The sequence below is a fragment of the Myxococcus vastator genome, from assembly GCF_010894475.1.
GTDB classification, from domain to species: domain Bacteria; phylum Myxococcota; class Myxococcia; order Myxococcales; family Myxococcaceae; genus Myxococcus; species Myxococcus vastator.
Window position 1 is genome coordinate 5825 of record NZ_JAAIYB010000010.1, and the last position, 24662, is coordinate 30486.

Below are 24662 nucleotides of genomic sequence, written 5' to 3' on the forward strand. Positions count from 1 at the left end.
ATGCGCTCCCACTCGGCCGCGACACTGCTGGAGCTCCTCGAAACGCAGACCCAGTCCCTGGGTGAACGGCCGCTGTACACGTTCCTGGAGGATGGCGGGGACGACGCGGTCCTGAGCTACGCGGGGTTGGACCTGCGAGCCCGGCGCATTGGCGCGGCGCTCCAAGCCCTGGTGCGTGCAGGTGAGCGGGCGGTGCTCCTCTACCCACCGGGCCTGGAGTACGTCGCGGGCTTCTTCGGCTGCTTGTATGCCGGGTTGGTCGCCGTCCCAGCCTATCCGCCGGACCCGATGCGGCTGGAGCGGACGTTGCCGCGGCTGCGCGCCATCATCCGCGATGCGCGCGCGAGCGTCGTGCTCACCACCTCCTTCATCCAGGAGATGGGAGAGGGCCTCTTCGAAGGCGCCCCCGAGCTCGCCGCGCTCCGCTGGGTGGCCACGGACGCGCTGCCCGAAGGGACCGAGGCGGAGTGGCGCCGCCCCGAGCCGTCCTGGGACACGCTGGCCTTCCTTCAATACACGTCCGGCTCCACGGGGGATCCGAAGGGCGTGCAGCTCAGCCACGGGAACCTGCTGCACAACCTGGCGTTGATCTCCCACGCGTTCCAGGTCCGCTCGGACAGCGTGGGGGTCATCTGGCTGCCGCCGTACCACGACATGGGCCTGATTGGCGGCATCCTCCAGCCGCTCTACGCGGGCTTCCCGGTGGCGCTGCTGTCGCCGCTCGCGTTCCTTCGCCGCCCGCGGTTCTGGTTGGAGTCCCTGTCCCGCTTCGGTGGCACCATCAGCGGCGGCCCGTGCTTCGCCTTCGACCTGTGCGTGAGGAAGGTGCCTCCCGCGGAGCGTGAAGGCTTGGACTTGCGTCGCTGGGAGCTGGCCTTCTGTGGCGCCGAGCCCATCCGCCCGGAAGTCATGACGCGCTTCTCGGAGGCCTTCGCGCCCGTGGGCTTCCAGCGTGAGGCGCTCTATCCCTGCTACGGGCTCGCGGAGGGCACGCTGATCGCCTCGGGTGGGCGCAAGGGCGAAGGGGTCCTCACGCGAACGTGGGATGCCCAGGCGTTGGAGCGGAACGAGGCGCTGGCGGTCGAGGACGGCCCGGGGGCTCGCCCGCTGGTGGGGTGTGGCCAGACGCTGCCTGAGCAGACGCTGCTCGTGGTGGACCCGGAGACGCGCCGCGCGTGCCCGCCTGAGCGGGTGGGGGAAATCTGGGTCTCCGGTCCCAGCGTGGCCCAGGGCTACTGGGAGCGGCCCGAGGAGAGCGAAGCGGCGTTCGGCGCGCGACTGGCGGAGTCGGACAGCGGCCCCCGGTTCCTGCGGACGGGAGACCTGGGCCTGCTGAAGGACGGCGAGCTGTTCGTCGTGGGCCGCCGCAAGGACCTCATCATCCTCCGCGGGCGCAACCTGCACCCGCAGGACCTGGAGCTGACGCTGGAGCGCAGCCATCCGGCGCTGCGGCCCGGGTGTGGCGCGGCGTTCTCCATCGACGTGGGCGGCGAGGAGCGGCTCGCGGTGATGTACGAGGTGGACTCGCGCAAGCCGTGGACCGCCGAGGACGTGGTGGGCGCCGTCCGCCGTGGCCTGGCGGAGACGCACGAGGTCCAGCTCCACACGCTCGTCCTCATCGAGCCCGGCGCGCTGCCGAAGACGTCCAGCGGAAAGATTCAACGGCGGGCCTGCCGGGCCGAGCTGCTCGTGGGGACGGCTCGGGCGCTGCTGACGTGGAGCGAGTCGGAAGCAGCGGCGCCCCAGGCTGACGCTCCCGCGCCTGCGTTCACCGCGTCCGAGCCGCTCACCGTGGAGGCCCTGGAGACGTGGTTGCTGGCGCGGATCGCCGCGCGGCTTCGCGTCCGTCCGGAGGAGCTGGCGACGGAGGCGCCCATCACGTCCTTCGGCCTGGACTCGCTAGGCGCCGTGGAGCTGGCGAACGACGTCGAGGCCCTGGGCGTGGTCCTCCGCATGGAGGTCCTGCTTCAGGGGCCAACGGTGGGGGAGCTCGCGCGGACCGTCTTCGCGGCGCGTGGGAAGTCCGCTGGTGCCGAGCTGACGCGGGGCGAGGAGGGGACACCCGCGCCGCTCGCCTCCGCGCAGCAGCGCCTGTGGCTCTTCGAGCAGCTGGCGCGGGGAAGCGCCGCGTATCACCTTCCGGCGGCGGTACGGCTCACCGGGGCGCTGGATGATGGGGCGCTGGAGCGCGCCCTCGGTGCAATCGTTGAGCGGCACGCGGCGCTCCGGGCGACGTTCCGAGACGAAGATGGCACACCGTTTCAAGTAACCTCACCGGCGCCGGTGTCATCGCTTCGCCGGGTGGACCTCCGTGACATCCCGGTGGATGCCCGTGAGGAGGCCGCGCTTCGCCTGGCCCATGAGGACGCGCGGGCGCCGTTCGACCTCGCGCGAGGTCCGCTGCTCCGGGCCACGCTGTTTCAATTGGACGCGCAAGCGCACCTGCTCGTCGTGGTGATGCACCACATCGTCTCGGATGGTGCCTCGTTCGCCATCCTGGCCCGTGAGCTGAGCGCGCTGTACGCGGGGGCTTCTTCGCTGCAGCCGCTGGCCTTCCAGTATCCCGACTTCGCGCGCTGGCGCCGCGAGGTGGAGGCGGACGGTGCCCTGGCCACGTCGCTCGACTGGTGGAAGGCGCGGCTGGCGGGTGTGCCTGCCGCGCTGGAGCTGCCCGCGGACCGGTCTCGGCCCCCCATGCCGTCCTATCGCGGTGGCCGCGTGGCGGTGCGGTTTCCGGAGGCGCTGACGGCTCGGCTGGAGGCGCTGGGCCAAAGCGAGCGCGCCACGTTGTTCATGACGTTGCTGGCGGCCTTCAACGTGCTGCTCGCGCGTCATTCGGGGCAGACGGACTTCTGCGTCGGGACGGCCGTCAACGGGCGTGAGCGGACGGGACTCGAAGGGTTGATGGGGTGCTTCCTCGACCTGGTCGTCCTGCGCGCGTCCGTGTCCGGCTCATCACGTTTCCGCGAGCTGCTGGGTCAGACGCGCGAAGGCGTGCTGGAGGCATTTGCCCACCGGGGCGTTCCTTTCGAGCGGCTGGTCGACGCCGTGCAGCCGACGAGGGACCCATCGCGCGCGCCACTGTTCCAGGTGCTGTTCGTGCTCCAGCCGGAGCCCGGCGCGGGGCTGGCGCTGCCCGGCCTGGAGTCGCGCCGCGTGGAGGTGGACCCGGGGGCCACGCCTTACGATTTGACGCTGTCGCTGGCTCGCGGGCCGGAGGGACTGGGCGGGTGGCTCGAGTACGCCACGGACCTGTTCGACGCGGACACCGCCACGCGACTGGTGGCGCGAATGGGCGTGCTGCTGGAGTCCATTGTCGCGGACCCCGACCAACGCCTCGCCGTGCTTCCGGTCCTGCCACCAGCGGAGCAGCGGCAGGTCCTGGTCGACTGGAATGACACGCGGGCGGAGTTCCCGGAGACGTGCATCCATGCGCTCATCGAGTCGCAGGCGCGGCGCACGCCGGACGCCGTGGCCGTGGTGTGCGGGGACGAGACGCTCACGTACCGTGAGCTGGACCGGCGAGCCAACGCCGTGGCGTGGCGGCTGCGGGAGCAGGGCGTTGGCCCCGAGTGCATCGTGGGGCTCTGCGCCGACCGGTCCGCGGACCTGGTCGTGGGCCTGCTGGGCATCTTCAAGGCGGGCGGTGCGTATCTGCCGCTGGACCCGTCGTATCCCGAGGCTCGGCTCGCGCTGATGCTGGAGGACTCCGGCGCCTCGGTGGTGCTCGCGCATCGGCACCTGGCGGGCGCGCTTCCGTTCGGCGACAGGTCCGTGGTTCCGCTGGAGGTGCCCGGCGAGGCGGACGCCGCGCCACCGGGAGCCGTGGGGCCTGACCACCTGGCCTACGTGCTCTACACCTCGGGCTCCACCGGCACGCCCAAGGGCGTGCTGATTCCGCACCGCAACGTCGTCAGCTTCTTCACGGGCATGGACGCGCGCGTGGGGACCGGGCCGGGGACGTGGCTCGCGGTGACGAGCGTCTCCTTCGACATCTCCGTGTTGGAGCTGCTCTGGACGCTGGCGCGGGGCTTCAAGGTCGCCGTGCAGGGCGAGCAGGGGGCCTTGGGGGCCGCGCCTCGCCGGGTGACCCGGGCGCGCCAGAAGCCCCTGGGCTTCAGTCTCTTCTACTTCGCCGCGGATGAGGGGGCTCCCGGCGCGGAGCGCTACCGGCTGTTGCTCGATGGGGCGCGGTTCGCGGACCGCCATGGCTTCCAGGCGGTGTGGACACCGGAGCGCCACCTTCATGCCTTCGGTGGGCTCTATCCCAATCCGTCCGTGACGAGCGCGGCCATCGCCGCCATCACCGAGCGCGTGGCCATCCGCGCCGGCAGCGTCGTGCTGCCGCTGCATCACCCCGTGCGCGTGGCGGAGGAGTGGTCGCTCGTCGACAACCTGTCGAAGGGCCGGGTCGGCATCTCCGTGGCGGCGGGCTGGCACGCGGATGACTTCGTCCTCGCGCCGGAGCGGTACGCGGAGCGCCGGGAGCTGGCGCGGCGGGACCTGGACACGTTGCGGCGGCTCTGGCGCGGTGAGGCGCTGTCGTTCCCCAATGGCGCGGGGACGCCCGTCGATGTCCGCATCCGTCCGAGCCCCGTGCAGCGAGAGCTGCCCGTGTGGCTGACCGCCGCTGGCAATCCGGACACCTTCCGCGACGCGGGCCGGCTGGGCGCGGGCGTCCTGACGCACCTGTTGGGTCAGCGGTGGGAGGAGCTGGAAGCACGCATCGCGCTCTACCGCGAGGCCTGGCGGGAGGCGGGGCACGAGGGCGAGGGCCACGTGACGCTGATGCTCCACACGTTCGTGGGGCACGACGTGGAGCGCGTGCGCGAACTGGTCGAGGCGCCACTGCGGCGCTACCTGAGCAACTCCGCGGACCTGATGCGCGGCCTGGGCCGGACGTTGGGCGTGGACCTGGACCCCGCATCGGTTCGTCCGGAGGACCTGGATGCGCTCGTGGGACGGGCCTTCGGGCGCTTCTTCGAAGGGGCGGGACTCTTCGGGACGCCGCGCACCTGCCGGGAGCAGGTGGCTCGCATCGAGACGCTGGGCGTGGATGAGGTCGCGTGCCTCATCGACTTCGGCGTGGACACGGATGCCGTGCTGGCCAGCCTTCCGGCGCTGGATGCCGTGCGGCAGCGCTGCGAGCGGGACTTCCGGCTTCAGGCGCAGGAGGACAGCACCGTCCCCGCGCAGCTCCGCCGGCACGGTGTCACGCACCTGCAATGCACGCCCTCCCTGGCCCAGGCGCTGCTCCTGGAGCCCGGCGCGGCCGGGGCGCTCGCGGGACTGGAGCGGTTGCTCGTCGGTGGTGAGGCGCTGTCCGCGGAGCTGGCGGCGCGGCTGCGGGACACCGTGGGCGGAGCGCTGCTCAACATGTACGGCCCCACGGAGACCACCATCTGGTCCTCGTCGCACGCCGTGGATGGTTCGCCAGGGCCGGTGCCCATTGGCGCGCCCATCGCGAACACGTCGCTGTACGTGCTGGACGCGGCGCTGCGTCCCTTGCCCGTGGGCGTGCCCGGTGAGCTCTACATCGGTGGCACGGGTGTCGCGCGGGGCTACCACGCGCGGCCGGAGCTGACCGCCGAGCGTTTCCTCCCGGATCCGGTGTCCGCCGACGCCGGGGCTCGGATGTACCGGACGGGCGACCGGGCACGGTGGCGCGCGGATGGAACGGTGGAGTTCCTGGGCCGGGTGGACCACCAGCTCAAGGTCCGTGGCTTCCGGGTGGAGCCTGGCGAAATCGAGGCCGTGCTGGCGCGGCACTCCGACGTGGCGCAGGCCGTGGTCGTGGCGCGGGAGGAGGCTGCTGGAGGCGCGCGCCTGGTCGCGTACGTCGTCTCCCGGCCGGGGACGGCGCTTTCGGTGGAGGCGCTGCTGGCCTTCTCCCGGCGCTCCCTGCCGGAGCACATGGTGCCTTCGGCGTTCGTGTCACTCGATGCGCTCCCGCTGACGCCCAACGGAAAGCTGGACCGGAAGGCGCTGCCCGCGCCGGAGGGCGTCCGCGACGTCGCTCGGGAGTATGTGGCGCCTCGGACGGAGACCGAGCGCCGCCTGGCCGAGCTGTGGGCCTCGCTGCTGGGCGTGGAGCGGGTGGGTGCCGAGGACGACTTCTTCGCGCTGGGCGGGCACTCGTTGCTGGCCACGCGCGCGGCCTCTCGGATTCGAGAGGCGTTCGGGGTGGACCTGCCCCTGCGTGAGCTGTTCGAGTCGTCCTCGCCCGCGGCCCTGGGTGCGCGCATCGATGCGCGTCTCCTGGGGGCGTCCGGTGTGCCTCCGTTGGTGGCGCGGGCTCATGAAGGGGCGTTGCCGCTGTCCTTCGCGCAGCAGCGGCTCTGGTTCCTGGAGCAGCTCGAACCCGGCGGCGCCGCGTACAACGACGCGGTGGCCGTCCGTGTGGAGGGGGCGCTCGAGGTGGCGTTGCTGGAGCGCTCGCTGAGAGAAGTGGTCCGGCGGCACGAAGTCCTCCGCGCCACCTTCCACGATGAAGACGGGACGCCTTCCTGGCGCATCCATCCCGAGGCCCGGCTCGCGCTGGCGCGGGTGGACCTGACCGCGCTGTCGGGGGCTGCGCAGGCGGAGGCGCTGTCGCAGCGGTTGGCGGAGGAGTCGCTGCGGGCGTTCGACCTTGGCTCGGGGCCGCCGCTTCGCGCCACGCTGCTTCAGGTGGGCGCGCGTGAGCACGTGCTCTTGTTGGTGCTGCACCACCTGGTGACGGATGGTGCGTCCATGGGCGTGCTCGTGCTCGAGGTGGCGGCGCTCTATCGGGCCTACTCTCAGGGGAAGGCGTCGCCGCTGTCGGAGCTGCCGCTCCAGTACGTGGACTACGCGGCGTGGCAACGCGACTGGCTGCGCGGCGAGGCGCTGGAGGCGCAGCTCGCGTACTGGCGGACCCGGCTGCAAGGGGCACCTCGGGCGCTGGACCTGCCCACGGATTGGCCTCGCCCCGCCGTGCGGAGCAGCCGTGGCGTGAGTCGAAGCGTGCTCCTGGGCTCGGAGCTGTCGCGCGCGCTGAAGGCGCTGGCCCAGCGGGAGGGCGCCACGCCCTTCATGGTGTTGCTGGCGGGCTTCTCCGCGCTGCTGTCCCGTCATGGCGGACAGGACGACCTGTGCGTGGGAACGCCGGTGGAGGGGCGTGACCGGACCGAGCTGGAAGGGCTCATCGGCTGCTTCGTCAACACGCTGGTCCTCCGCGTGTCGCTGGCGGGCGCGCCGTCCTTCCGGGAGTTGATTGGCCGCGCGCGGGAGACCGTGCTGGGGGCCTTCGCGCACCAGGATGCGCCCTTCGAGGAGCTGGTGAAGGCGCTCCAGCCCGAGCGCGACCTGGGCCGCAGCCCGCTGTTCCAGGCCATGCTCGTGATGCAGGAGGACCCGCTGCCGGAGCTGGTGATTCCCGGGCTCCGACTGAACGTCCAACCCCAGCCGAGCCTCACGGCGAAGTTCGACCTGCGGCTCATCATCACGGACACGGTGGAGGGCTTCTCCGCGAACCTGGAGCTGAGCGCCGACCTGTTCGAGCCGGACACCGCGGCTCGCCTGCTGGAGCACCTGCGCGTCCTGCTGGAGGCGGGCGTCCGTGAGCCGGAGCAGCGGGTGCATGCGCTCTCCCTGATGACCTCGGCGGAGCGGCACCGGGTCCTGGTGGCGTGGAATGACACGGACCGCCCGCGGCCGGGCGTGAGCGTCCTGCATCGGCTCATTGAAGCGCAGGTGGACCGCACACCGGATGCGGTGGCGCTGAGCTTCGAGGGCGACACCCTGACGTACCGGGAGTTGGATCGGCGCGCGAATCAGCTCGCGCGTTACCTGCGGGCCCGAGGCGTGGGGCCGGACACGCGGGTGGCGCTGTGCGTGGAGCGTTCGCTGGAGCTGGTGGTGGGGCTCCTCGGCGTGCTCAAGGCGGGGGGCGCCTACGTGCCGCTCGACCCGGAGTATCCCCGCGAGCGGCTGGAGTACATGCTCGCGGACGCCGCGGCGCCGGTGCTGCTCACGCAGGCACGGTTGTCGGAGCGTCTGCCTCGGGGCGATGCCACCGTGGTGTGCCTGGACTCGGAGTGGGACGCGGTGGCGCACGAGCGCGAGGAGCGTCTCGCCGTGGCCGTGGAGGGGAGCGGGCTGGCGTACGTCATCTACACCTCGGGCTCCACGGGACGGCCCAAGGGGGCGATGAACACGCATGCCGCCATCTGCAACCGGATCCTGTGGATGCAGGAGGCCTACGGGCTCGATGCGAGTGACCGCGTTCTCCAGAAGACGCCGTTCAGCTTCGACGTCTCGGTGTGGGAATTCTTCTGGCCGCTGCTGGCCGGCGCGCGGCTGGTGATGGCGCGGCCCGGTGGACATCGGGAGCCCACGTACCTGACGGACACCATCGCTCGCGAGCGCATCACCACGTTGCACTTCGTGCCGTCCATGCTCCGGCCGTTCCTGGAGGAGCCGGAGCTGGCGGTGTCCTGCGCCAGCCTGCGACGGGTGTTCTGCAGTGGCGAGGCCCTGCCTCCCGAGCTGCGAGACCGCTTCTTCGCGTGCCTGTCCGCCGAGCTTCACAACCTCTACGGCCCGACGGAGGCCGCGGTGGACGTGACGGCGTGGGCCTGCTCGCGCGAGGACCGGGGGCCCGTCGTACCCATCGGGCGTCCCATCGCCAACGCGCGGATGTACGTGCTGGATGCGGGGCTGCGTCCCGTGCCGGCGGGTGTTCCGGGTGAGCTGTACATCGGGGGGGCACCGCTGGCGCGTGGCTACTGGCAGCGGCCGGAGCTGACCGCTGAGCGCTTCCTCCCGGACGCCTTCGCGGCGCAGCCGGGGGCGCGGATGTACCGGACGGGCGACCAGGCCCGCTTCCTGGCGAATGGCGCCATCGAATACCTGGGCCGCCTGGATGACCAGGTGAAGGTGCGGGGCTTCCGCATCGAGCTGGGAGAGATTGAAGCCGTGCTGTCCCTGCACCCCGGCGTGCGCGCGGCGGCGGTGGCGATTCGAGAGGACGTCCCGGGAGACCGGCGGCTCGTGGGGTACGTCGTCGCGTCTTCTGATGACGTGGCCTCGGAGCTGCGGGCCTTCCTCGGTGAGCGACTGCCCGAGCACATGGTGCCATCGGCCTTCGTCACGTTGGACGCGCTCCCGCTGTCGCCCAGTGGGAAGCTCGACCGTCGTGGCCTCCCCGCACCAATGCGGGCCATGCAGGGGAGCGGTGCGGCCTACGTCGAGCCCCGCGGTGCGCTGGAGGTTCAGCTCGCGCGACTCTGGGCAGGCGTTCTGGGTGTCGAGCGGGTGGGCGCCGAGGACCGCTTCTTCGAGCTGGGCGGCGACTCCATCCTCGCGCTTCAGGTGATTGCGCGGGCGCGGCAGGTGGGCATCCACCTCACGGCGCGGCAGCTCTTCCAGCATCCGACGGTGGCGGGGCTGGCCCAGGTGGCGACGAGCGCTCGTCGCCTGGGGGAACAGGGCCCCGTCGTGGGGCCCGTGCCGCTGACGCCCATCCAGCGGTGGTTCGTCGAGCGCGAGCTCCCCGAGGCGAATTACTTCAACCAGGCGTTGATGCTGGAGCCCCGTGAGCGCCTGGAGCCGGAGGTGCTGGCGCGTGCACTTCGGGCCCTCGTGGACCATCACGATGCGCTCCGGCTGCGGCTGTCGCGGAGTGAGACGGGGTGGGCGCAGTCGTGCGCGGAGCCAGGGCGCGACGTGCCACTGCGGCTCGTGGACCTGTCCGGAGTGGAGGTCTCCGCGCAGGCAGGGGCGATGGAGCGCACCGCCACGGAGGAACAGGCGGGGGTGGACCTGCGCGCGGGGTGTCTGCTGCGCGCGGTGTGGTTCGACGGGGGGCCGGACCGGACGGGGAGGTTGCTGCTGGTCATCCACCACCTCGCGGTGGACGGCGTCTCCTGGCGCGTGCTGTTGGAGGACCTGGAGACCGCGCTTCGGCAGCTTGCCCGCGGCGAGCCCGTGGCGCTTCCCGCGAAGACGACGTCGTTCCAGGCCTGGGCACAACGGCTGGAGGTGCATGCGGCCTCGGACGTGCTCGCGGAGGAGGGGGTTTACTGGCGGGACGTGCTGCGCGCGGAGGTGGCTGCGCTTCCTCGGGATGTTCCGGGTGGGGTGAACTCGCAGGGCTCGGAGCGCGTCGTCACGGTGGCGCTGGATGCCGACGTGACGCACTCGCTGCTTCGCTCATCGGCGGCTGGACCCCAGCCGGGCCTCGAGGACGTGCTCCTCACCGGTGTCGCGAGCGCACTGGCCCGATGGAGTGGCGAGCGCCGGCTGCGCATCGACCTGGAGGCCCATGGGCGCGACGAGCTGTTCGACGACGTGGACCTCTCACGCACGGTGGGGTGGTTCACCACCTTGTTCCCCGTGCGTCTGGAGCTGCCTGAGGGTATTGCGTCCGCCTCCGTGCTCGCATCGGTTCGCGCGGCACGTGAACACCGGAAGGGCAGGGGCCTTGGATATGGCCTGCTGCGCGACCTCCGTCACGAGGCAAGTGCGTCGTCCGAGGTCCTCTTCAACTACCTGGGGCAGCTCGACTCGGGGGCGCGGGACTCGGCGCTGTTCACGCTGGCGCCGGAACCCACGGGCGCCTCGCAGGGGACGCAGGGGCTCCGGAGTCATGTGTTGGAGGTGGTGGCTCGCGTCGTGGGCGGACGCCTGGAGTTCGCCTGGCACTACAGCGAGGCGCTCCATACGCGCGAGCGCATCGAAGCCCTGGCGCGCGGCTGCGTCGAGACGTTGGTGGAGCTCGCGGGCGCAACGGAGGCGCGTCATCCGCTCTCACCCCTCCAGCATGGGTTGTTGTTCCAGGTGCTGCTGGAGCCCGGCACCGGCGCGTACTTCGAGCAGCGAAGCTGGACGCTCGCCGGTCCGCTGAGTTCCGGGGCGCTGCGGCGAGCATGGGAGGCGGTGGCCGAACGGCACGCCTCACTGCGCACGTCGTTCCTCTGGGAAGGGCTGGAGGAACCTGTCCAGGTGGTCCATGCACGGGCGACCCCCGTGTGGAGCGAGCTCGACTGGCGCGGACGTACCGCGGAGGAGCAGTCCCAGTCCCTGGCCGCGTTCCTGCGTGAGGACCGGGCGCAGGGCTTTGTCCTGTCGAAGGCGCCGCTGATGCGGCTGGCGCTGATTCGGCTGGAGGACCAGACCTGGCGGTTCGTCTGGAGCTTCCATCACCTGTTGCTCGATGGGTGGAGCCTGGCGCGTGTCCTTGGCGAGGTGCTCGATGCCTACGCGGCGATTTCAGCGGGGGCCGTCTGGCAGCCGCCCGCCGCGATGGACTTCCGCACCTACGTCGAATGGTTGGGCCGCCGTCGGCCCGAGCAGGACGAAGCCTTCTGGCGGGAGCAACTCACGGGCATCGAAGCGCCGACGCCGTTGCCCGCGGAGGGAGGCTCCACCGCGGCAAGCGACACGGGTGAGCACGCGCTGGAACTGGGCGAGGCCGACACCGCCGCGCTCCAGGAGTTCGCCCGCCGCCACGGGCTGACCCCGAGCACCCTGGTCCACGGGGCGTGGGCGTTGCTGTTGTCCCGCTACGGGGGTGGGCAGGACGTCATGTTCGGGACGACGCTCGCGGGCCGTCCGCCGGAGCTTCCGGGCGTCGAGGAAGCCGTCGGGCTGTTCATCCACTCGCTCCCTGTTCGCGCCCGTCTCCAGCACGGCGTCGGGTTGCTGCCGTGGCTGCGCGAGCTTCAGTCGTTGCTGGTGGAGCTGGGGCAACGGGAGCACGTTCCCCTCACCCGGCTTCACGGGTGGAGCGACATTCCCCGAGGCACGCCGCTCTTCGAGAGCCTGCTCGTGTTCGAGAACTATCCGGTGGACGCGGCGCTCGCGCGCGGTGCGGCCGGGTTGGAGCTGCGGGACTTCACGGCCTTCGAGCGCACGCACTATCCACTGACGGCGGTGGTGGTGCCGGGGCGCTCCTTGCGGCTGAAGCTGCTGTACCGGCAGGAGCGCATCGCGAAGGCCGTCGCCGAGCAGTTGCTGACGCACTGGCGCGGCCTGCTTCAGGCAATGTGGAGTCGTCCTGAGCAGCGGCTCGGCGACGTGTCCCTGCTGTCGGAGGCCGAGCGGCGCCGCGTGCTGGTGGAGTGGAACGCCACCGCGACCGCATACCCCCGCGAAGCCACGGTGCATTCCCTGTTCGAGTCCCAGGCCGCGCGGACGCCCGCCGCCGTGGCGGTGCGGTATGGCGGCACGACGCTGACGTACGCCGAGCTGAACGCGCGGGCGAACCAGGTGGCGCACCGGCTGGGGGCCCTGGGAGTCCGGCGAGGGACGCACGTGGGCCTCTGCATGGAGCGCTCCGCCGAGCTCGTTGTCGGGATGCTGGGCATCCTCAAGTCAGGGGCGGCCTATGTGCCCCTGGACCCGGCCTATCCGCGTGAGCGGCTCGCATGGATGCTCGCGGATGCGGGGGCGCCGGTGCTGCTGACGCAGGAGCGGCTGCGGGGCGCGGTGCCTTCAGAGGGCGTGCGTGTCCTCACGGTGGAGGAGGTCTCGGCGCAAGGGGACGTCGCTGAAGCGACGGTGTCTGGAGCCGGCGCGGCGGATGCCGCCTACGTCATCTACACCTCCGGCTCCACGGGAACTCCCAAGGGCGTCTGCGTCTCGCATCAGGCCGTGGTCCGGCTGGTGGTGGAGACGGACTTCATCCGCGTGGTGCCCGAGGATCGCGTGGCGCAGGCGTCCAACGCCTCGTTCGACGCGGCGACGTTCGAAATCTGGGGTGCGCTCCTCAACGGTGCCCGAGTGGTCGGCGTGGACCGGGAGACAGCGCTCTCTCCGCGTGCCTTCGCGGCCTGGCTGCGGGAGGAGGGCATTCGGGTCCTCTTCCTCACCACGGCCTGGTTCAACCAGGTGGCCGCGGAAGTGCCGGACGCCTTCCGAGGGTTGCGACAGTTGCACTTCGGAGGCGAGGCCGTGGACCCGAGGCCCGTCCGCCGGGTCCTTCGTGAGGGTGCGCCCGAGCGGCTGCTGCACGTCTATGGCCCCACGGAGAACACCACGTTCTCCACGTGGCACCTCGTCACGGACGTGCCCGAGGGCGCCGTCTCGATTCCTATCGGGAAGCCGCTGGCGAACACGGTTCAGTACGTGCTCGACGAGGCCATGGCGCCGGTGCCGCCAGGAGGCGTGGGGGAGCTGTGGCTCGGTGGCGACGGGCTCGCCTGGGGCTATCTGGGACGGCCCGCGCTGACGGCGGAGCGCTTCGTTCCGAACCCGTTCAGCGAGCGTCCCGGGGCGCGGCTCTATCGGACGGGGGACCGGGTCCGCTTGTTGGCGGATGGCGCGGTGACGTTCGAGGGCCGCGTGGACACGCAGGTGAAGGTGCGTGGCTTCCGTGTGGAGCCGGGCGAGGTCGAGGCCGCGCTGCTGCGTCACCCGGATGTCCGGCAAGCCGTCGTGCTGGCGCGAGAGGATGATGCAGGGGGCTCGCGGCGCCTGGTGGCCTACGTCGTGCCGGCCGCCGCGACGCCCACGCCTTCGCTCCTGCGGACCTTCCTCGCCGAGCTCTTGCCGGCGTACATGGTGCCTGCCGTCTTCATGGTCCTGGAGCGCCTGCCGCTGACGCCCAACGGCAAGGTGGACCGGCGCGCGCTGCCCGAGCCCACCGTCGAATCGGAGGTCATCGCGCCGAGAGGCCCCGAGGAGGAGTTGCTCGCGCGGCTCTTTGGCGAGCTGCTCGGCGTCGCCCGTGTGGGAGCCTCCGACAGCTTCTTCGATTTGGGGGGTCACTCCCTGCTGGCCACGCGGGCCGTCACGCGGATCCACGCCACCTTTGGCGTCGCCTTGTCGCTGCGGGACCTCTTCGACGACCCGACCGTGGCGAGGCTGGCTGAGCGCATCCGCGAGGCCCGTCAGTCATCCGGCTCGGCGCGCCCTCCACCCATCGTCCCCGTGTCCCGGGACAACCCCTTGCCGCTGTCGGCGATGCAGGAGCGGCTGTGGCTGCTGGAGCAGCTCCAGCCGGGCACGGCCCTCTACAACGTCCCCTGGGCGGCATGGCTCTCCGGGCCGCTGGACGTGCCTGCCCTGGAGCGGGCACTGGCGGGGCTGTTCCTGCGTCACGAGGCCCTGCGGACCACCTTCTCCAGCAACGCGGGAGCGCCCGTCCAGGTCATCCATCCGAGCGCCAACGTGGCGCTCCCCGTGGTCGACCTTGGGGGGCTTCCTGAGGCGGAGCGGGAAGCGCAGGCTGTGCTCGCCGCGTCGGAAGAGGCTCGCCGCCCGTTCGACCTGGTGAATGGACCGCTGTGCCGGGCCTTGCTGATTCGCACGGCCGATGATGCGCACCTGCTGGTCCTCACGTTGCACCACATCGTCTCGGACGGGTGGTCACTGGGCGTGGCCGTGCGGGAGCTGTCGGCGCTCTACGGCGCGGAGCTGCGGGGCCGGCCTTCTTCGCTGCCCGCGCCCGCGATTCAGCCAGCGGACCATGCGGTGTGGCAGCGCCAGTGGCTCCAGGGGGAGGCGCTCTCCGCGCAGGTCGGATACTGGAGAAGGCAGCTCGCCGGAGCGCCGCCCGTCCTGGAGCTTCCCAAGGACTTCCCCCGGCCGAGCCTGCAGCGCTTCCGGGGCGACACGCTGGCGGTGCGTCTCCCCGCCGAGCTGTCGGAGGCGTTCCGCGCGCTCTGCATCCGCGAAGGCGCCACGCCCTTCATGGGCCTGTTGGCGGCGTTACAGCTCCTGCTGTCGCGGGTGTCGGGTCAGGAGGACGTGTGTGTGGGCTCGCCCATCGCGGGCCGGCAGCAGCCCGGGCTGGAGAACCTGATTGGCTTCTTCGTCAACACGCTGGTGCTCCGGGCGCGCCTGCCGCGCTCGCGCTCCTTCCGTGAGCTCCTGCGTCAGGTGCGGGAGACGACGCTGGACGCATATGCCCACCAGGACGTTCCGTTCGAGAAGCTGGTGGAGGCGCTGCAGCCGCCTCGGAGCCTGAGCCACGCGCCGCTGGTGCAGGTGGTGCTCGCGCTCCACGAAGCCACGCACCAGGACGTCGCGCCGGAAGGGCTGGCCCTGCGCCCCGTGGAGCTGGGCTCGGGGACGGCGAAGTTCGACCTCACGTTGTCGCTGACGGACGCACCGGAGGGGTTCACCGGAACCCTGGAGTACGACGCGGACCTCTTCACGCGGGAGACGGCCGCGCGGCTGATGAAGGGGCTCCGGGTGCTGCTGGAGAGCGCGGTGGCGGACGCCGGCCAGCGCCTGGGCGAGCTGCCGATGATGGACCCGGCGGAGCGTCAGCGCCTGCTCGTGGCGTGGAATGACACCGCGGTGGAGTACCCCCGAGAGGCGTGCCTCGCCGAGCTCTTCGAGGCCCAGGCGGCGCGCTCGCCGGACGCGGTCGCGGTGGTGTGCGAGGAGGCGCGGCTCACCTACGGGGAGCTGGACCGGCGGGCGAACCAGCTCGCGTCGTACCTGCGCAAGCGTGGCGTGGGGCCGGGGACTCCGGTGGGCCTGTGCGTCCCACGTTCGCTCGACCTGGTGGTGGGGATGCTCGGAATCCTCAAGGCCGGTGGTGCCTACGTGCCGTTGGACCCCACGTACCCCCGCGAGCGCCTGGCCTTCATGGTGGAGGACACTCGCCTTGCCGTGGTGCTGGCGCAGCAATCCGTCCTGGCCTTGCTGCCATCAGGTAGCGCGGACGTGGTGCTCCTGGATTCCGCCTGGAACGCGGTGGCGCGTGAGCCCGAGTCCTCGCCTCGCGTGACGGTGCCGGCGGAGTCGCTGGCGTATGTCATGTACACGTCGGGCTCCACGGGGCGGCCCAAGGGCGTCTGCGTCCCGCAGCGCGCGGTGGCCCGGCTGGTGCTGGGCTCCCGCTTCGCGCGTTGGGGCGCGGACGAGGTCTTCCTCCAACTGGCGCCCATCTGCTTCGACGCCGCCACCTTCGAGCTGTGGGGCGCGCTGCTGCACGGCGCGAAGCTGGTCCTCTTCCCACCGCGGCCTCCCACGGTGGACACGCTCAAGGACGTCCTGGCTCAGCACGGTGTCACCACGTTGTGGCTGACGGCCGCGCTCTTCGAGGCGCTCTCCGCCGCGAGGCCGGACGCGCTGGATGGCGTGCGGCAGCTCCTGGCGGGGGGTGACGTGCTCCCTCCGGCCGCGGTGCGGGAGCGGCTCGGACGCGGAGGCCTCCTGGTCAACGGGTATGGGCCCACCGAGGGCACCACCTTCACCTGCTGCCATGTGATGGAGGGGGCCGTCGCGCCGGGGGCCATTCCCATTGGCCGTCCCATCGGCAACACGCGGGTGTACGTGGTGGACGCGGAGCTGCGCCCCGTTCCCGTGGGCGTGCCGGGCGAGCTGCTCATCGGCGGTGATGGCCTGGCCTGGGGCTACCAGGGACGGCCGGAGCTGACGGCGGAGCGCTTCGTTCCAGACCCCTTCGACGCGGCGGCGGGCGGTCGGCTGTACCGGACGGGCGACAGCGTGCGCTACCGCGAGGACGGCGCGCTGGAGTTCCTGGAGCGGCTGGACGGACAGGTGAAGGTGCGTGGCTACCGGGTGGAGCCGGGGGAGGTCGAGGAGGCGCTGCGCCTGCACCCGTCGGTGGCCGAGGCGGTGGTGGTGGCGCGGCCCGACCCCGCGGGAGGCAAGCGACTGGTGGCCTACGCGGTACCTCGGGCTGGAGAGACGCTGGAGCCCCGCGGCCTTCGCGACTTCCTGGCGGAGTCGCTGCCCGAGTTCATGGTGCCCTCCGCGCTGGTCCCGCTGGCGGCGCTGCCGCTCACGCCCGTGGGCAAGCTGGACCGGTTCGCGCTGCCGGAGCCGGAGGCGTCACGCCCGGCGGGGAGCGCCTTCGTGGAGCCCACCACCGCGCTGGAGCGGCAGGTGGCGGCGCTCTGGGCGAAGGTGCTCGGCGTGGAGCGGGTCGGCGTGGAGGACCACTTCTTCGCGGACCTGGGCGGCAGCTCCATGTCCGTGGTCAAGGCGTGCGCGTTGCTGCGCGACGAGCTGAAGCGCGACGTCCCGGCGACGCGCTTCTTTGAACATCCCACGGTCCGCGCGTTCGTCATGTCCCTGGAGCGGGGCGGCGAGCCGGCGGCAGACACCCAGGACAACGAGGCCCACGAGGATCGCGCCCAGCAGCGGCGTCAGGCGATCCGTCGGCAGGGCCGGCGAGGGAATCACGGCAATGGCTGAGCTTGATGACATGCAGGGCGAGGACTCCGGCAGCGACATCGCGGTCATCGGCATGGCGGGGCGCTTCCCGGGCGCTCGCGACCTGGGTGACTTCTGGAACAACGTCCGCGGCGGCGTGGAGTCCATCTCGTTCTTCTCCGAGGTCGAGCTGGAGCGCTCGCCGCTCATCCCCGAGGACCTGTGGAAGCACCCGCGCTTCATCCGCGCGGGGGGCATCCTCGAAGGCGCGGAGGGCTTCGACCACGGCTTCTTCGACATCCCGCTGCGCGAGGCGCAGTGGATGGACCCGCAGCAGCGCGTGTTCCTCCAGTGTGCCTGGGCGGCGCTCGAGGACGCGGCGTATGACCCGTCGCGCTACAAGGGCCGCATCTCGCTCTACGCGGGCGCCGGTTCGTCCGGCCACCTGCTGAACCTGCTGAGCGAGGCCCGGAAGGACGCGGGCGCGGGCCTGGAGCTGGCCACCGCGGGCCCGGAGAGCCTGGCGATGAAGGCGTCCTTCAAGCTCCAGCTCCGGGGCGAGAGCGTCGCCGTCTACACCGCGTGCTCCACCGGCCTGGTCGCCATCCACATGGCCTGCCAGAGCCTGCTGACGCGGCAGTCGGACCTCGCGCTCGCGGGCGCGGTGCGCATCGCCAGTCCGCAGCGCACGGGCTACCTGCACCAGGACGGGCTCATCTTCTCGCCGGACGGCCACTGCCGCGCCTTTGACCACCGCGCGGGTGGCACCGTGGCGGGCAACGGCGCGGGCGTGGTGGTGCTCAAGCTGCTGTCGGATGCGCTGCGGGACGGTGACCACATCCACGCGGTCATCAAGGGCTCGGCCGTCAACAACGACGGTCAGCAGAAGGTCGGCTACACGGCGCCGAGCATCGAGGGCCAGACGGAGGTCGTCGCGGACGCGCTGGCCTACGCGGGCCTGGGCGGTGACGACATCAGCTACGTGGAGGCCCACGGCACGGGCACGTCGCTGGGGGACCCCATCGAAATCGCCGCGCTGACGCGAGCGTTCCGGAAGACGACGGAGCGCGCGGGGTTCTGCGCCATCGGCTCGCTCAAGACGAACCTGGGGCACCTGGACGCGGCGGCCGGCGTGGCGGGGTTCATCAAGGTGGTGCTGTCGCTCCAACACGGCGAGCTGCCGCCGAGCCTGCACTTCGAGCGCGCCAACCCGGAGATTGACTTCGAGCGCAGCCCGTTCTTCGTCAACACCGCGCTCAAGCCGTGGCCGCGGGAGCGGGGGCCGCGCCGTGCGGGTGTGAGCTCCTTCGGCATCGGCGGGACGAACGCGCACGTCGTGCTGGAGGAGGCGCCTCCGGAGGCGGAGAAGGCGCGCGGCCACCGTCCGTTGCACGTGGTGACGTTGTCCGCGCGGACGCCCTCCGCCCTGGAGGTGATGGCGCGCGAGCTGGCGACGCACGTGGAGTCCGCGCCGGGACTGGCGCTGGAAGACGTGGCCTTCACCCGGAACGTGGGCCGCCGTTCCTTCGAGCATCGCCGCGCGGTGGTGGCGGCGGATGGCGCCGAGCTGGCGGAGCGGCTGCGCAAGCCCGCGGCGGTGGAGGCGGGGCGCAACCGTCGCGTGGCCTTCCTGTTCCCGGGGCAGGGGGCGCAGGCGGTGGGCATGGGCCGCGAGCTGCACGCGGTGGAGCCGGGCTTCCGGAAGGACGTGGAGGCGGCGCTGGCGCGGCTGGAGCCCTCGCTCGCCGCCGAGGTGCGCGCGCTCTTGCTGCCCGCGCAGGCACAGGAGGCCGTCGCGGCCCAGAAGCTGGCGGACCCCCGCGTCGCGCTGCCCGCGCTCTTCATCGTCGAGCACGCACTGGCCAGGCTCTGGATGTCCTGGGGCGTCCGGCCGCACGCGGTGCTGGGCCACAGCTTTGGTGAGTACGCCGCGGCCTGTGTGGCGGGGGTGTTGTCACCGGAGGACGGCCTGCGGCTCGCGGTGGTGCGTGGCGCGCTCATGGCGCGGATGCCCGCGGGCGCGATGCTCGCGGTGGGGCTGGAGGAGGCGGAGCTCCTTCCGTTGCTCAGCGAGGGGCTCGCGCTGGCGGCCGTCAACGGCGAGGGCCGGTGCGTCGTCTCCGGTCCGGTGGAGGCCATCGACACGTTGCAGGCCTCGCTGTCGAGCCGTGGCGTGGGCCTGGTGCGGCTCCCGTCGGCCCATGCCTTCCATTCCAGCGCCGTGGAGCCGCTGATGGTGGACCTGGCGCGAGCGGTGTCCTCGCTGCGCCTCAAGACGCCGGAGCTGCCGTATGTGTCCAGCCTCACGGGGACGTGGATTCGCCCGGAAGAGGCCACCGACCCCACGTACTGGGCCCGGCAGATGCGGCAACCGGTGCGCTTCGCCGCGGGCCTGGAGGCGCTCCTCGGGGATGGGTGCGGTGTCCTGCTGGAGGTGGGCCCTGGCACGGACCTGACGTCGCTGGCTCGTGCGCGGGCGCGCAAGGAGCGGCTGCTGGTCGTGGCGCCTTCGCTGCGCCGCCGGCCCACGGAGAGCGATGCCCGTGGGCTGCTGCAGTCCCTGGGCGACCTCTGGGCCGCCGGTGTGGACGTCGCCTGGGAGAAGTTCCATGGCGCGGAGCCGCGCCGCCGCGTGTCGTTGCCCACGTATCCGTTCGAGGAGAAGTCCTGCCGGCTGGAGTCGTCGGGTGCGCCGCTCGTGTTGCCCACGGCCTCCACGCCGGTGGGAGGGGCCGCGCTGGCCGGCGCTGGCCCCGTGCTTCCCTCCGCCACCACGGCTCCCGCCTCGGTGGGGGAGATCCAGCAGCGCGTCATGGACATCTGGCGCGAGCGGCTGGGGGCGGTGGAGGTCGGCCCGGATGACGACTTCCTGGAGCTGGGTGGCAACTCGCTGATGGCGGCGCAGATGCTCACCCGTCTGCGTGAGACGTTCTCCGTGCAGCTCCCGCTGAGCGCGCTGTTCGAGGCCCCCACCGTGGCGGGCATCTCCGCGCGCATCGAGGCGATGCTCCAGGCGGCGGGTCCGCTGGAGGGCAGGGCGGCCTCCGAGGTGATGTTCCGCATCGACCGCGAAGGTGAGCTGCCGCTGTCCGTGGTGCAGGAGCGCGTGTGGCGGATGGAGCAGCTCGACCCGGGCAACCCGTCCCTCAACATGCCCCTGGCGGTGCGCATCTCAGGCGCGCTGGACGCTCCAGTCTTGGAGCGGAGCGTTAACGAGGTCATCCGCCGGCACGAGATGCTCCGCGCGACGTACCGCGTGGAGGACGGGCGCGTGCGCCAGCGGTTCTCCGCCGAGGTCCGCATCCAGGTGCCCGTGGTGGACCTGCGCGCTCACGGGGGGGACCGGGAGGCGGAGGCGCTGCGGTTGGCACTGGATGAGGCGGTGCGGCCGTTCTCCCTGGAGCAGGGGCCCATCGTCCGCGCCAGCCTGCTGCGGCTGGCGGAGGCCGAGCACCTGATGCTGCTCACGGTGCATCACATCGCCTCGGACACGCTGTCCATGGTGGCCTTCTTCCGGGAGGCCGCGGCGAACTATCAGGCGTTCCTCGTGGGGCAGCCCGCTCCGCTGCCGGAGCTGGCGGTGCAGTACGTGGACGCGGCGGCCTGGGAGCGCCGCTCGCTGGCGGGTGGCGCGCTGGCGGCCCAGGAGGCGTACTGGCGCGACGTGCTGGCGGACCTGCCCCCGTCATTGGAGCTGGCCTCGGACCGGCCTCGTGGGGCGGACCTGCGGCTGCGCGGTGCCCGCTTCCCCGTCGCCTTCTCGCGTGAGCTCAGCGCGGCGCTGATGGGCTTCAGTCAGCGCGAAGGGGTGACGCCCTTCATGACGCTGCTGGCGGCCTTGGCGTCGGTGCTCGCCCGGTACTCGGGGCGCGAGGACATCGTGGTGGGGACGCCGGTGGGCAACCGTGCCCGTGGCGAGCTGGAGCCCCTCATCGGCTTCGTGGCTCACGCGATGGCCCTGCGCACGGACCTGTCGGGTGACCCGTCGTTCCGCGAGCTGGTGGCGCGTGCCCGTGAGACGACGGTCGGCGCGTCCAGCCACCAGGACGTCCCCTTCGAGCACCTGCTGCCGTTGGTGGCCGCCGGAAGAGACCCGGCACGCTCGCGGCTGTGCGACGCGGCGTTGGTGCTGCACGCACACGTCACCACCGCGCCGCCGTCCGTGGCGGGCCTGGGCATGCAGTTGGTGGAGGTGCCGGGAACGCCCGCGCAGTTCGGTGCCACGCTCGGTGAGCTGACGCTGCTGCTGAACGAGAGCGAGAGCGGCGGCTTCCACGGCTTCATCGAGTACGCCACCGACCTCTACGACGAGCCGCGAATCGCGCGCCTGTCTGCCCACCTCCAGACGTTGCTGGGGGCGGCCTTGGCGAACCCAGAGCTCCGCGTGTCACGGATGCCGCTGGCGGCCCCGGATGAACGCAGCGCTGTTGCGCGGGTGCCTGCTTCCTCGGAGCAGCGGCTTCAGCTCGAGGGAGCCGCGGCTCCCAGCATGGCGCCGTCCAGTCTGTCGTCGAGGATTGCGGACCGGGACCTCGCGGATGCGGCTGTGCTGGCCCGGTTCGCCTCGTGGGTGGAGCGGACACCGGACGCGGTGGCCCTCAGCATGGGCGACCGTCGCCTGTCGTGGCGGGAGTTGTCGGCGCGGGCTCGAGGTCTCGCGGCCCGGTTGAAGCAGGAGGGCGTGGGCAGTGACGTACCGGTGGCGGTGCGCATCACGCCGTCGGTGGAGTCGGTCATCGCGCTCTGGGGCGTGCTGGAGGCGGGAGGCGCCTGCCTTCCCGTGACGGCCGGTGAGGTCGCGGAGCTGGCGTCCCTGCTGCCCGCGCATGGACCTCGGTTGTTGCTGGTGTCCCGGACGGAGGACGTGCCGGCGCTGCCGAAGGGAATCCGCGCCCTCGCGGTGGACTCGGTCGGTTCGAGCGCGGAGGCGATGGAGCCCGTGCCCGCGGAGCGGCTGGCGTTCATCGTTCCAGCGCCCGCGGTCCTGGGAGGACACGGCCGGGTCATGCTGAGCCACCGCAACGTGGCGCACGTGCTGGCCTCACTGGATGCCCGAACGGGCGCGGGTGAGGGGGACGTGTGGTTGGCGGCGGGTGGTCCTTCAGCCGACCCTTCGGGACTGGACCTGCTGTGGGCGCTGGCGCGCGGGATGCGCGTCGTCCTTCCGCCCGAGCGGCTCGCCGCGCGCTTCGCTGTCCTGGGCCGCGAGCCGGACACGCGGCGGCCTCTCGACTTCAGTCTCTCGTACTTCGCCAACGATGAGGACTCCCTGGGCGAGGAGAAGTACGAGCTGCTCCTCGAAGGCGCGAAGTTCGCCGACACTCACGGCTTCTCCGCGGTCTGGACGCCGGAGCGGCGCTTCCACTCCTTCGGTGGTTTGTATCCGCAGCCTTCGGTGGTGGGCGGCGCGCTGGCGATGCTCACGCGGAACGTGCAGATTCGCGCGGGCAGTGTGGTGCTGCCGCTGCATGACCCCATCGAAGTCGCCGAGCAGTGGTCCGTGGTGGACAACCTGTCCCGTGGGCGCGTGGGGATCTCCTTCGCCACGGGGTGGCACGCGAACGACTTCTCGCTCTCACCGGGGACCTTCGAACGGCGGCGTGAGGTGCTCATCGAGCGCCTGGAGGAAGTGCGGCGGCTGTGGCGCGGCGGCACGGTGCTGCGGCGCAACGGCGCGGGCAATGAGGTGGAGCTGGCGCTGCGGCCCAAGCCGAAGCAGGCGGAGCTGCCGGTGTGGCTGACGTCCACCGGCAACCCGGAGACGTTCCGGAAGGCCGGTGAGGTGGGGGCGGGCATCCTCACCAACGTGCTCGGACTGGGCTCCAACCTGGACGAGCTGGCGATGAAGGTGGCGCTGTACCGTGAGACGTACCGCAAGGCGGGACATGGACCGGGCCACGGTCACGTCACTTTGATGCTCCACACCTTCCTCGGCCAGGACCTGGACGAGGTGCGCGAGGCCGTGCGCGAGCCGCTGCTGCGGTACTTCCGCAGCTCGGTGGACGTGTTCGCCAACTTGGTGGCCAGCCAGGGCCTTCAGGTGGACGTGCGGGGCCTCACGCCGGAGGACGTGGAGGTGATGCTCGCCCAGGGGGTGGAGCACTACATCAAGGAAGGTGGCCTCTTCGGCTCGGTGGAGGACTGCGTGCGCGTGGTGGAGCGCGTGCGCTCCCTGGACGTGGACGAGATTGCCTGCCTCGTCGACTTCGGCGTGGAGCTGGAGCCGATGATGTCCAGCCTCCGCCTGCTGGACGTCGTGCGTCAGCGCAGCCAGGTGCAGCCCCTGCCCGCGGAGGCGGTGCTGGCCGAAGGCGATGCTGGCTTCGGCGCGCTGCTGACGCTGGTGCAAGACGAGGGCGTCACCACGCTGCGCTGCGCGCCGTCGCAGGCGCGTGCCCTGGCGGAGCTCCCCGGTGCCGAGGCCGCGCTGGGGGGCGTTCGCCTCTGGGTGCTTGGGGGCGAACCGCAGGACGTCACCACGTCCGCACGGCGTGTGGCGGTGGAGTCCTCCCTGGTGGGCGCGGCCTGGCCGTCTCCCGCTTCGGCGCCTGTGTACGTGCGGGATGCGTCCGGCGAGCCGGTGCCAGTGGGCGTGGTGGGCGAGCTGGCCCTGGGAGGCGCGGCGGTTCCGCTGGGCTTCTGGAATGCGCCAGAGGCCACGCGGGCGCGCTTCATCTCCGTTCCAGGCTCGGATGAGCGCTTCTTCGTGACGGGCCAGCGCGCCCGTTTCCGCGACGCTGGAGACGTGGAGTGCGTGGCCCCCGTGCGTGCGACGAAGGCGCGGCGTCCTGCCTCGCAGCCAGCACGCGGCGCCGTGGGCACCCGGACCGCCGCGCGGCAGACGGCGGGCACGGAGGTCTCCGCGGCGACGGCCACGCCCGTGGTGCGCGTGGGTCGGGACAAGCCGCTGCCGCTGTCCTTCCCACAGCAGCGCATCTGGTACCTCCACCAGCTGGACCCGGCGGGCATCGCGTACAACAACACCGTCACGTTGCGTCTCGATGGCGCGGTGGACGAAGGACTGCTGGAGGCCGCGCTGAACGCGCTGGTTCGCCGGCATGAAGTCCTGCGCACGACCTTCGCGCTCGAAGACGGCGGTGCGTACCAGGTGATTGCCGACGCCATGCCCCTGGTGCTGGAGCGACTGGAGGCCCGAGGCGGCACGTTGGAAGCGCGGGAGGCGGACGCGCTGAAGCAGGCCCTGGCCGAGGCGCGCAAGCCCTTCGACCTGATGCATGGGCCGGTGATGCGCGCGGTGCTGATTCGCATCAGCGAGTCCGTGTCCGTGCTGCACCTCACGCTGCACCACATCGCCTCGGACGGATGGTCCGGGGGCGTGCTCTTCCGCGAGCTGGTCGCGGGCTACGAAGCGCTCGCGGCGGGCCGGCCGTCGCCGCTGCCCGAGCTCCCGATTCAATACGCGGACTACGCGGTGTGGCAGCGCGGCTGGCTGGAGGGGCCGGGCATGGAGGCCCAGCTCGCGTACTGGAAGAAGCAGCTCGCGGGCGCGCAGGTGCTGGAGCTGCCGACGGACCGTCCGCGGCCCGCGCGCTGGACGGGACGGG

2 protein-coding genes (1 of these 2 cut by a window edge) are annotated in these 24662 nt (G+C 71.8%); both read left to right on the plus strand.

The features are described from left to right. Complete coding sequence (locus G4D87_RS02015) at positions 1 to 17139, plus strand: non-ribosomal peptide synthase/polyketide synthase (protein WP_205507383.1); 17139 nt, start codon at positions 1 to 3, stop codon at positions 17137 to 17139. Next, on the plus strand, positions 17132 to 24662 hold the 5' portion of the coding sequence (locus tag G4D87_RS02020) for a non-ribosomal peptide synthetase/type I polyketide synthase (protein ID WP_163777895.1). Its footprint extends 5594 nt past the window's final position; the window shows 7531 of its 13125 coding nt (coding positions 1-7531); its start codon is at positions 17132 to 17134; its stop codon lies beyond the right edge, outside the window. Before G4D87_RS02015 ends, G4D87_RS02020 begins: the two co-directional genes overlap by 8 nt.